The organism is uncultured Bacteroides sp. (genome assembly GCF_910578895.1).
GTDB lineage: Bacteria > Bacteroidota > Bacteroidia > Bacteroidales > Bacteroidaceae > Bacteroides.
Map to the genome: position 1 here is coordinate 1 of NZ_CAJTSC010000016.1, position 12,378 is coordinate 12,378.

The window sequence follows — 12,378 nt, forward strand, 5'->3', positions numbered from 1 at the left end:
ATCTTGAAAGGTGATTCTCCAGCCTGCTCTTATCCGTTTGTCCGCTTCCGCCTGTCTGTTTACGCGGTTTCTCCGGTCGTGTTCCCCAGTATAACCGTTGGCTTTTAACTCCTGTCCCGAAAGGAGATAACTCCTTCCAACTCCCTTTAACTCTTGCAAATGAAAAAACGTGGCTGCAAGCGGAGAAGCCGTTTGTCAAGTAGGCGGAATCAGGACAGGTCCAATCCCGCCGTAAACACAATCCGTCCGGCAAATTAAGGATTACCAAGCATATCCCTTATGAATCGGCAGTAATCATCCCCCATTACTTGTTTCATCCGCCCCCGTTTGGACAGGAGCCCATGACAGGGTTGTTCCCAACAAGGTGGGGACAAATATGCCATGTAACCCGACCGAGTTCCGCGCGAACTTGGACGAAAAGCGATTAAAACAGAGATAATATAAAAGTTATGAACCTTTAAACAGTAGAGAAAAGCCTATGGAACAATGAAAGACCTTGGAGGAGAATAGCCTATTCTATTCCTTATTAACCCCTCTCTTGCCTATTTTTTTGAGAAAACTATTTTTAATTAACAAATCATCAATCACTTATGAATGAAGATTGCAGAAAAAGAGGATTATTGAACAAGAAAATCCTCACAGCGGTAGCAATCAGTTCCTTGCTTTTTGGCAGTGGAAATGTACTGGCTACTCAGACGGTTGTTGACGGCTCTTTGAGAGTGACGGAACAGTTGCAGACTCAAACGGTCAACGGTCTGGTTATGGATGTAAACGGTGAACCGGTTATCGGTGCCAGTGTGGTAGAAAAAGGTACGACCAATGGCGGCATAACTGACATAGACGGAAAATTCACACTGAATGTAAAGCCGGGAGCGGTTTTGCAAATCTCTTTTGTCGGTTACCGGACGCAAGAAATCAAGGCGGCGAAGTCGCTGAAGATTATATTGAAGGAGGACAGCGAATTGCTTTCGGAAGTAGTAGTTGTGGGTTACGGTACTCAAAAGAAAGCTAATCTGACAGGAGCCGTTGCAACGGTCGATGTGAATAAGACATTGGATAGCCGTCCTATCGCGGATATCGGCCGCGGTCTTCAAGGTTCGGTGCCGGGTGTCAATATTACAATCCCGACGGGTGAGGTCGGTTCGGACCCTTTGATTAAGATACGCGGTCAGATAGGTTCCATTTCGGGAAATAACTCTCCGCTGATTTTGCTGGATAATGTGGAAATCCCAAGTATCCAGATGGTGAACCCCAATGACGTGCAGTCTATCTCCGTGCTGAAAGACGCCGCTTCATCCTCTATCTATGGTTCGAAAGCCGCGTTTGGCGTTATCTTGATTACGACCAAGTCCGGAGCGCAGACAGATAAGTTCGAGGTGAGCTATTCCAATAACTTCTCCTGGCAAGATCCTGCCAAAAGCATTGAAATCGGTGGCATAGAGGCGTTGCAGTATACATTGGACGCTCAGATAAACAGAGGAGAGCCGATGCCGGCAGGCGGTTTCTGGCGCATCAGTCCCGAAAGTCTGGAGAAAGCCATAGAATGGCAGAAGACGTATGGCGGAAAGGTAAAATGGAACGACCCGGTGGTATACGGACGTGACTGGTATTATGATGGAAAGGATAAATACGGATACAGGCTTTACGATGCCGCCAAAGCGATGGTAAGGAACTGGGCGCCGACCATGAGCCATAACTTATCGGTGAATGGCAAGAGCGGAAAGACCAGCTATAACATCGGATTGGGCTATTTGGACCAGAGCGGTATGTCGAAGTCTGCCAAGGAAGATGACTTCAAGCGATATAACGCGTCGGTCAGCGTGACATCGGAAATCAATAAGTGGCTGACGGTGAGGGCCAGCTCCATCTATTCGGACCGCAACAAACGCTATCCGGGCATTGGAAACACGGCTGCCGACCCCTGGCTGTATATGTACCGCTGGAGCCCGTTGTTTCCGATGGGAGTGACGGAGCATGGCAACCCGCTGAAGGAACCGTCGTATGAAATGGCTGCGGCAAATACGGACAATCTGCAAAACAAATACTACAACGTCAATCTGGGCTTCACGTTGAATCTTACCAAGAACTGGGATTTCAAGTTCGATTATACGTATGACAGGCAGACTGCCGAAACGAACTCTTCCGTAACCCAATACGAGGCGGGAGGTACTTGGTATGCGCCCGTTGCCTGGGTGGAGAACGGCAGCCAGGTGTTTGTCAACGAACAGGGCGAGAGGGTGGATACCGATGGTATGCCGGCATATCGTTTCCCTGTGGAGAAGTATTATAACAGTTCCGGTCCCGGAGCGAGCCAGGTCGGTTATCAAAACAGGTCGGCGGACAATAATACATTCAATATGTATACCACTTACAATCTGCAATTGGGTGCCGACAAGGAGCATGCTTTCAAGTTCATGGTCGGAATGAACAGGGTCACCAGCAAATGGAGCATGCACAAGGGTTGGAAAACAAACCTTATCGACTTGGGCAACCCGCAGTTCCCGCTGGCGTCCGGCGACCAGTTCATCGAAGGAGACCGCAACTGGGAGGCGCAACTGGGTTTCTTCGGACGTCTTAATTATGCTTTCCAAGACCGGTATTTCGTTGAAGCGAATATACGCAGGGACGGTTCGTCCAAGTTTCCGAAACATCTGCAATGGAAATGGTTTCCCTCTTTCTCTGCCGGTTGGGTATTTACCAACGAGCGTTTCATGAAACCGGTTGAGGATATCCTGAGTTTCGGTAAGTTCAGGGCTTCATGGGGTAGCATCGGCGACCAGACGGTGTCCAATACTTTGTATAAATCCATCTTGGCAGACAGCCAGTCGTCATGGCTGGACGGCAACGGCAACAAGTTGCCTTTGTACGGCACTCCTTCTTTGGTAGACAGCGATATCAGCTGGCAAGAGATTGAGACGTTGGACTTCGGAGTCGACCTGCGCTTCTTTAACAATAAGCTCGGGGTGACCTTCGACTGGTATCGCCGGGACACGAAGAACATGATTATCGAAGGCGAAAGTCTGCCGGTCACTCTTGGCGCTGCTGCTCCCAAAGGTAATTACGGCAGTTTGAGAACCAAGGGATGGGAACTGTCTGCCGACTTCACCCACCGTTTCTCCAACGGATTGGGCATCAATGCCATGGCTTCTATCTCCGATGCGACTACTTATATCACCAAAGGTGCGGATTATCTGACTCCGTGGGAAGACCGTAAACTGGGAACCATTTATTCTACGGGAAGACGTTACGGTGATATCTACGGTTTTGTGACAGACCGGCTGTTCCAGAAAGAGGACTTTGTGTATGGCGCGGACGGGCAGATAGAGAAAGTCATTGTCGTTTATAACGGAACCGCCCATACCACCAACAAGCAGACTTCTCCTTATCCGGTATATCAGGTGCATTATGAAGATAACAATAAGTTGATTTTCGCGCCGGGCGACGTTAAGTTTGTGGATTTGGACGGAGACGGTTACATCACGCCGGGAACAAGCACGAACGGTAATCCAGGTGACCAGACCGTGATAGGAAATTCCACTCCCCGCTACGAATACAGCTTCCGCCTGGGAGCCGACTATAAGGGGATTGATTTCTCCATCTTCTTCCAGGGCATCGGCAAACGCCAGATTTGGGGTAGCGGACAGTTGGCAATTCCCGGATACAACGCTAAAGAGGGTGCCCTTCCGAAAACTTTCACCACAGACTACTGGACGGAAGAACGTACGGACGCTTTCTATCCGAGAGCATGGAACTTGGGCGGAGCCGACACGGGCTTCAGCATGCAGAAGCAGTCGCGCTATCTGCTGGATATGTCTTATCTGAGAATAAAGAATATAACATTGGGATATACGCTCCCGAAGAATATCCTGTCGAAAGTATATATCTCCAAAGCCCGCGTCTACATGTCGTTGGAGAACTTCTTTACATTTGACAAATTGAACGGATTGCCTATCGATCCGGAGGCTGTGTCGGGTTATTCAATGTTTACTTCCACTAATTATAACTTGGGACGTACGGGTACGGGTACACCTGTGTTCAAGACTTTGTCGTGCGGCGTTCAATTAACTTTCTAAAAAAGAGCAATTATGAGATTTAAGATATATATCATTTTAACCGGAATCATCTTCCTGTTTACGAATTGCAATGATGTGTTGGACCGTCCTTCACTGACTACATCGGAGGATGATGCTTATTGGACCAATGAGGATAGAGTACGCTTGTACGCCAATTCCTTTTATACCAATTTCTTTGTGGGATACGGGTTGAAATATGCAACGACGTATGCCCCCAATGTAAATTATACATTCAATGACGATGCGGTGAGGTTGTCCACCCAAACGCAGTTCGGGCGTACCGTTCCCACCTCGAAAGGCTCTACAAGCCTGGATATAATGTGGCAAAGCGAGTTTACGGGACCCACATGGAATTTCGCCTGGATAAGAAAGGCGAACATCATGATTGACCGCGTGACCGACAGGATGGGCGGCATCCTGACAGAGGAGCAGTACAATCACTGGATAGGCATAGGCCGCTTCTTCAGAGGATTGGAGTATGCCCGTCTGGTCAATGTGTTCGGCGATGTCCCTTACTACGATACTGAGGTGCTGAACACGGACAAGGATGCGTTGTATAAGGACCGCACCCCGAGAAACGAGGTGATGGACGCCGTTTATAACGATTTTGATTTTGCCATGAATAATGTCCGCCTGAGTGACGGGGATGCGCAGTATGTAAACCGTTATGTGGTGGCGGCGTTTGTTTCGAGATGGGCGTTGTTCGAAGCCAGCTGGCAAAAATACTATTATAAGAACGATGAACGTGCCAAGAAGTTCTTTGAACAGGCCGTTGCTGCGGCAGATTTGGTAATGGGAAGCGGGAAGTACGATATTGTGACGGATTTCCGCTCGTTGTTCGGTTCGACGAAAAGCACCAAAGACTGTATTTTGTATCGCACCTACGATGCGGATAAAGGTGTGACACACTCCATTGCATCGACCTGCAACATGAATGACCCTACGGATATTGGTCCGAACCTGGACCTGATCAAGGCATTTATCTGCACGGACGGTAAGGACTGGCAGACCTCTACAGTGGCAAATGCTTCCGATTTTACGTTGAGCAACCTCATCAAGACAAGGGATGCCCGGTTTGAAGCAAGCTTTTACAACAAACCGACTCCCAGAGCCAAAAGCTGCTATCTGTATGTGACTAAGTTCATTCCTCGGAGCGCATTGGACTATATTGAAAAAGGAGGATCGCCGGCACCGGAATTCCAGGGCGAGAAGAACGTGACGGGCTATCCGGTAATCCGTTATGCCGAGGTACTGCTGAATTGGATTGAGGCTAAGGCGGAACTTGCCACATTGGGCGGAGACGCGGTCGGACAGCCCGATATCGATGCGTCCATTAACAAAATCCGCAACAGACCGATTGCCGAAGAGGCAAAGGCATTGGGCGTTGTTAAGACCGCAGATATGTCGTTAGACGCTTTGCCCGACGACCCGAACAGGGATGTGACGGTATCTCCGCTGCTTTGGGAAATCAGACGGGAAAGAAGAATGGAGTTCGCTTTCGAGTTCTCGCGCATCATCGACCTGAGACGTTGGAAGAAACTGGAATACATGGATACCGATAAGAACCAGGACTTGCTGATGGGTACTTGGGTGAACTTCAAGGATGAGGTGCCGGAAGAGCTGAAACCGGAGAACGCCGGCAAAATCAGGGTAGTGGGCAAGGACGGAAACCTGACTGTTTATGATGGCAGTAACGCGGCTTCCGTAAAAGGTTTCTTCTATCCGGAGCAGAACAAGGGACGGTTGCCATTCTTGAATGTGCCCAACATAAATCCGTACCTTTCACCTATTGGAATTAACCAGATTGAAGATTATAAGAGTAGAGGGTATACGCTTACTCAGACAGAAGGGTGGCCGGCAAGTCTGAATTGACGGATGCACTCATGGGTTTATAAAAATGGTTTTAATTAAAACATGAGATTATGTATAAATTGATAAATAAATTAGGATTGATGGCTGTATTGTTAGGAATTGGTCTTGTCTCTTGCGACGAGGATTATCCTAAAAGTCATATAGCCCCTTATGATACGGAACTCCTTTCCATTAAGATAGTCAATGCCGGAGCGGAAGGCAAAACGGTGGTGGAAGGGACAATCGACGAAGCCAATAAGACAATCGGTTTCCCCCGGCTGGATGTTGAAACGGATTTCTCGGCTTTGAACTTTGAAGCGGAACTTTCTGAAGGTGCGGAACTTCAGACTCCCGTCATGGATTTTTCCATGGATGAGGAGACTTCCGAGAAGACCCTGATTCTTCGGATTGTAAATAATAACCGGTATAAGGAGTATTTTATAAAAGTCAGAAAAAGAGTTCCTGTGTATGGTGCCGATTTTGAGAAACCAACGGTGTATAATTTCTCGGGAGACAACATGTACAACGATTATAAGGATGCTGCGTCTACCCGTTGTGCTTCTTACGATGGTGAACATGTATTGGTTGTCAGCAGAGCTACAAAACCGCATCTTCTTAAGGTCGCCGATTTGAAGAAGGGAGAAATCAATCCGATTCAATTGGACTTGACCGGAGTTACCGGCGGTACTTTCCCTTATAATATGGGAGCATTGATTGACGGTCATATCTATCTTTCAAGCCTGTCGGGTGCTAAAGCGTCTCCTTTTAAAATCTATCATTGGGAAACGCCGGATTCGCAGCCGGAGACGATAGCAAATATCAGTGTCGGGGATATTGCCGGAGCCGGAAACAGACATGGTGACAACGCTTCTTATAATATTGACGGAAACGGTAACGGATTTATATTCTTTGGTGATAATGCCTCTACTGAGTTCATGAGAGTTCCTGTAAGTAATTATAATACCGTTGATGCCGGTGCCATTAAGGTATTACCGTCAAACGCCAATGCGACGATGGTGACAAATGTATACAGGATTGGGAACACGGACCAATATTTATGGTCGGGTGTCAGAACTCCTGTGACATTGGTCAATGAGTCTCTTGGCGGAATATATACGTCAGGCATAAAAGGGGAAGCGGTCGCTCCGAGAATAATCAGCTTCAATGAAGAACGCTACCTGTTGGTTTGTACGGCGGGGCAGGGAAGTGCCTCTACTGCCAGCATTGCCTTGGAAATTTATGATTTGAGCAAGGGGGCTACTGTGGAAGAGGCTTTGCAGAAGTTCGATGAAGGAGACAACCATAATCCTTTGTACCAATTTAAATTGGGCGGAAGCGGTAACGGAAACGCCCTGGCTCAGACGGATTATTATATCGAAAAAGATGAAAACGGGAAAGATGCCAAGCTTTGTGTATTCGCATCACGTACAGGGTCGGGATTTGTAATCTGCGAGTTCCCCATCAAGCAGGAAGAGCAGGACTGATTATCCCTCGTATCCGGGTTTGAATAACTGTATTATTAACTTGGAAGCCGTCTGATGAGTTTCAATTGGACGGCTTTCTTATTTTAAAGTGGAAATGAAATATTTGAAATATCTATGTTGGGCTCTTCTTCTTGCCTTTGTGGCTTCATGTAGCAAGGATGACATCATCCCGGAAGAAGGAGAGACAGACCCGCCACAAGGCGGAGGTGACCAAACCTTATCGGCGGTTTTGCCTAAAAAGGAACTGAGAGGGGTGTGGATGACTACCGTATGGGGGATTGATTGGCCTATGGGAGAATACAGTGCCGTTGCGCAGAAGAAACTGTATACCGATTATTTGGATTTGCTGGCAGACTACAATATGAATGCCGTATTTTTCCAGATCAGGGGCATGGCGGATGCTTTCTATGAATCGCAATACGAACCGTGGAGCAAGTATATCACAGGAAATGCCGGAACCAAACCGGCTTATGACGTCTTGAAGTTTCTTATTGAGGAGGCTCATAAACGCGACATCCAGTTTCATGCTTGGTTGAACCCGTACCGCATAGCTACACGTGCAAGCAAGAGTGCGTCTTTTCCGCAACTGGATGCTAAAATTCCTGCGGAATTGGTGAAAGACTATGAGAAGATAAGAGTGTATAATCCGGCTCTGCCGGAAGTGCAAACCCGGATTGCGGATATTGTCAAAGAGATTATCACCAAGTATGATGTCGACGGCATCCACATGGATGATTATTTCTATCCCTCATTAGAGCCTTCTGAAACAATGAATGATGCGGCGGAGTATCAGCAGTACGGGAAAGATGCATTCAAGAGTGTCGAGGAGTTCAGGCGCAACAATGTGAACTCCGTAGTGCGGAATATTCAGAAAACAATCATGGAGACCCGTCCGGAGGTGATTTTCTCTATCAGTCCTGCGGCTGACATAGAGCGCAACTACAATACGTTGTTTGCAGACGTGAAAACATGGGCGAAAGAAGGCTGGGTGGATGTGGTTATTCCGCAACTGTATTTTGCCACCGGTACTGAAGTCACCAGTTTTAACCTGCGGTTGGATTTGTGGTCTCAGTATACTTATGACAATCATTTGCTGATAGGATATGGGATTTACAAGTTCGGCGATCCTCAATACGGAAGTAAGTTCCAGTCGTCCGACGATTTAAAAAAACAGTTTGATTTGGCGGGTGCAAAGTTAAAGGTTAAAGGCAGCGTCTTATACAGCGCCAAGAGTTTGCTGGATAATAAAGTAGGTATTTCCGATGCGGTCGAAGGTATATATAAGCAACCTGTGCTGCTTCCTTATTTAGGAAGAGGCGTGGCGGAATTGCCTGCGACGCCGGTCAATGTCACTTTGAATGGCAGCAGTTTGTCTTGGGAAGCGGTTGCAGGCGTTACTCGTTATGCTATATATAAGGATAACGGGAAAGGCAAAGAAGCGTTGCTGGTAGGAACTACCCGGGAGACGTCCTTTAATTTGTCGGAAAAAGGAACTTATTTTATTACTTCCCTGGCTAAGAACAATGCCGAAAGTAAAGTTTCCGCTTCGGTAGTTTATTGATGCTTTTCCGGGAGAAAGAACAAGGGAAATGTCTCAAAGCTCTGGCGGAATGATACGGCTGCCGGGGTTTTGAGACACCTCCCTCGTAGGTTTATAGCGATATGACGCCGGTTAAAGCGCTTTTTCCTTAATCAGGTATTCTGCAATCTGTACTGCGTTCAATGCGGCGCCTTTCTTGATTTGGTCGCCTACAATCCAGAAAGTCAATCCGTTTTCGTTGCTGAGGTCTTTACGGATACGTCCCACGTATACGGGGTCTTTTCCGGCAAGGAACAACGGCATCGGATATTCTTTCTCTGCCGGATTATCCATTAACACAAGTCCCTCGCTTTTCGCAAAGGCTTCGCGTGCTTCCTCGACAGAGACAGGACGCTCAGTTTCCACCCAGATGCTTTCGGAGTGAGAACGTAGAGCCGGTACGCGGACACATGTTGCGCTGACTTTGATGTCGGAGTGCATAATCTTACGTGTTTCGTTGTACATCTTCATTTCTTCTTTGGTATAGCCGTTGTCGGTGAATACGTCAATCTGGGGAATGAGGTTGAAGGCAAGCTGATAGGCGAACTTCTCCACCGTCACGGGTTCGTTTGCCAACACCTGGCGGTATTGCTCGTACAACTCATCCATGGCGGCAGCACCTGCACCGCTGGCGGCCTGATACGTGGATACGTGTACGGTCTTTATGTGAGACAGCTGTTCGATGGCTTTCAATGCCACTACCATTTGGATGGTAGTACAATTGGGGTTGGCGATAACGCCGCGCGGACGGTCTTTGGCGTCGGCGGCATTTACTTCGGGCACCACCAAAGGTACATCGGCATCCATGCGGAAAGCACTTGAGTTGTCAATCATCACAGCACCGTGCTTGGTGATTGTTTCAAGATACTCTTTCGAGGTGCCTGCGCCTGCGGAAGTGAAAGCGATATCAACCCCTTTGAAGTCATCGTTGTGTTGCAAGAGTTTAACCTCGATCTGTTTACCGCGGAAGGTGTATTTGGTGCCGGCACTGCGTTTGGAACCGAACAATACCAACTCGTCCAACGGGAAATTCCTTTCATCGAGCACTCGCAGGAACTCTTGTCCTACGGCTCCGCTTGCTCCAACAATAGCTACTTTCATTTTTCTTTTGTTTTAATTTAGTTTATAAAATAGTTCTAATTTATCTATAAATGATAGAGTTGACTGCAAATTTATAACAAATTGCTGTATGGCGCCGCATAAAGTGAAAACTTTTTCGTTATTTTGCGGTTAAAATCTAAAACTCTCTACGTATGGACTGGTTCAATCTCAGTTTAACTCTCCCCGTAACAGACCCTACATGGATATTTCTCCTTGTACTCCTTATTATATTATTTGCCCCCATCTTATTGAACAAATTACGCATACCGCACATTATCGGCATGATTTTGGCGGGGCTGGTGATTGGCGAACATGGTTTCAATATCTTGGTGCGCGATAGCAGTTTCGAGTTGTTCGGTAAGGTCGGACTCTATTACATCATGTTTCTGGCGGGGCTGGAGATGAATATGGGAGACTTCAAGAAGAATCGTGGCAAGGCTGTGATGTTGGGACTGCTGGCATTTGTCATTCCGATAGGCATAGGGCTGGTTACCAATATGATGTTGCTGAAGTATAGCCTTGTGACGTCTGTATTGCTGGCGAGTATGTATGCTTCGCATACCTTGGTGGCTTATCCCATTGTGATTCGTTACGGAGTGTCCCGCCATCGTAGCGTCAGCATCGCCGTAGGCGGTACGGCTGTGACGGATACGCTTACGCTGCTGGTGTTGGCTGTGGTGGGCGGTCTGTTCAAGGGAGAATCCGGCGGATGGTTTTGGTTATGGCTGGTGATTAAGGTCGTGTTTCTCGGGGCTTTGATTATGTATTCGTTCCCGCGCATCGGACGTTGGTTCTTCCGTCGTTATGACGACAATGTGATGCAGTTTATCTTCGTGCTTGCCATGGTTTTCCTGGGTGCGGGCTTGATGGAGTTTGTGGGTATGGAAGGCATTTTGGGTGCGTTCTTGGCAGGACTGGTCTTGAACCGCCTGATACCGCATGTGTCGCCGTTGATGAATCACCTAGAGTTTGTGGGCAACGCCCTGTTCATACCTTATTTCCTGATAGGAGTGGGTATGCTGATTGATATTCACGTGATTTTTGGGCAGGGAGATGCTTTGAAGGTAGCTGCCGTTATGATTGTTGTGGCGTTGGTGGGCAAGTGGATTGCCTCTTGGCTGACACAGAAAATCTATAAAATGGCTGCCATAGAGCGTGAGCTGATGTTTGGCTTGAGCAATGCACAGGCCGCGGCTACGCTGGCTGCGGTGTTGGTGGGATATAATATCATCTTGCCCAATGGCGAGCGGTTGTTGAATGAAGATGTGCTGAATGGTACGGTATTGCTCATTCTCGTTACTTGTGTGGTGAGTTCCTTTATTACGGAAAGGGCGGCACGTAAAATAGCCATGTGCGAGGCGCATTTGGAAGAAGAGCGTACGGTTGAGGCGGAAAGAATTCTCATTCCGGTGGCAAATCCGGATACGATTGAATATCTGATGAATTTATCTTTATTGATACGTGATGCCAAACAGAAAGATAATCTGCTGGCATTGAATGTAATCAATGATAACAATACGTCCGAAGGGCTGGAACTTCGCGGCAAGCGGTATCTGGAGAAAGCGGCTATGATTACGGCTTCCGCCGATGTGCCGTTACGCCAGATTACCCGGTATGACTTGAATATTGCCGCAGGCATTATCCATACGGCGAAAGAATATGAGGTGACCGATGTGATTATCGGTTTGCACCGTAAGGTCAATATTGTGGATTCTTTCTTTGGTATGCTGGCAGAGAATTTGCTGAAAGGTCTGCACCGTGAAATTATGATTGCCAAGTTCCTGATTCCTATTAATACGATAAGGCGGATTATTGTGGCTGTCCCTCCTAAGGCGGAGTATGAGGCAGGCTTCCAGAAGTGGGTGGAGCATTTTTGCCGGATGGGCGGCACGTTGGGATGCCGGGTACATTTTTTTGCCAATGAGGAGACGACAGGCAGGTTGCAGGCATTGGTCAAGAAGAAGTACGGGCAGACATTGACGGACTTTTCCCGCTTGGACGATTGGGGAGACCTGTTGATTTTGACCGGACAGGTGAATTACGACCATTTGCTGGTGGTGATAAGTGCCCGCAGGGGGTCTATCTCTTACGACAGTGCTTTCGAGAAACTTCCGGCGCAGTTGGGTAGATACTTCTCCAACAATAGTCTGATCGTGCTTTATCCCGACCAGTTGGGCGAACCTCAGGATGCTGTATCGTTCTCTAATCCGCGTAATGAGGCGCAGCACTACGAGAAAGTAGGAAAATGGGTTTACAAGTGGCTTAACGCGGATTGAGGATTAGGTATAAG

Annotated in this window: 6 protein-coding genes; 5 read left to right on the top strand and 1 reads right to left on the bottom strand. The window is 47.7% G+C overall.

Going from position 1 to position 12,378, the window contains the following annotated elements; genetic code table 11:
• Positions 1-590 precede the first annotated feature (590 nt).
• The 4 genes from QZ327_RS05855 to QZ327_RS05870 all read left to right on the top strand — a co-directional run bounded on the left by QZ327_RS05855 (position 591) and on the right by QZ327_RS05870 (position 8,969).
• A complete protein-coding gene (locus QZ327_RS05855) occupies positions 591-4,073 on the top strand; it encodes a TonB-dependent receptor (RefSeq protein ID WP_294617919.1) in 3,483 nt (1,160 codons plus the stop codon).
• Between the two features lie 12 nt (positions 4,074-4,085).
• Complete coding sequence (locus QZ327_RS05860; RefSeq protein WP_294617921.1) at positions 4,086-5,945, top strand: RagB/SusD family nutrient uptake outer membrane protein; 1,860 nt, start codon at positions 4,086-4,088, stop codon at positions 5,943-5,945.
• 50 nt (positions 5,946-5,995) lie between these two features.
• Complete coding sequence (locus QZ327_RS05865) at positions 5,996-7,408, top strand: DUF4623 domain-containing protein (protein WP_294617922.1); 1,413 nt, start codon at positions 5,996-5,998, stop codon at positions 7,406-7,408.
• 94 nt (positions 7,409-7,502) lie between these two features.
• Positions 7,503-8,969 carry a family 10 glycosylhydrolase gene (locus tag QZ327_RS05870; protein ID WP_294617924.1) on the top strand — a complete coding sequence of 489 codons (1,467 nt, stop codon included), beginning with the start codon at positions 7,503-7,505 and terminating at the stop codon, positions 8,967-8,969.
• A 111-nt stretch (positions 8,970-9,080) separates the two neighbouring features.
• Here QZ327_RS05870 and QZ327_RS05875 read toward each other — a convergent pair whose 3' ends face one another.
• Positions 9,081-10,088 (bottom strand): aspartate-semialdehyde dehydrogenase, encoded by a 1,008-nt coding sequence (locus QZ327_RS05875; RefSeq protein WP_294617925.1) that lies wholly within the window; start codon positions 10,086-10,088, stop codon positions 9,081-9,083.
• A gap of 152 nt (positions 10,089-10,240) precedes the next feature.
• Between QZ327_RS05875 and QZ327_RS05880 the strand changes: the two genes are divergently transcribed.
• Positions 10,241-12,364 (top strand): cation:proton antiporter, encoded by a 2,124-nt coding sequence (locus tag QZ327_RS05880; RefSeq protein WP_294617927.1) that lies wholly within the window; start codon positions 10,241-10,243, stop codon positions 12,362-12,364.
• The last annotated feature ends 14 nt before the right edge of the window (positions 12,365-12,378 follow it).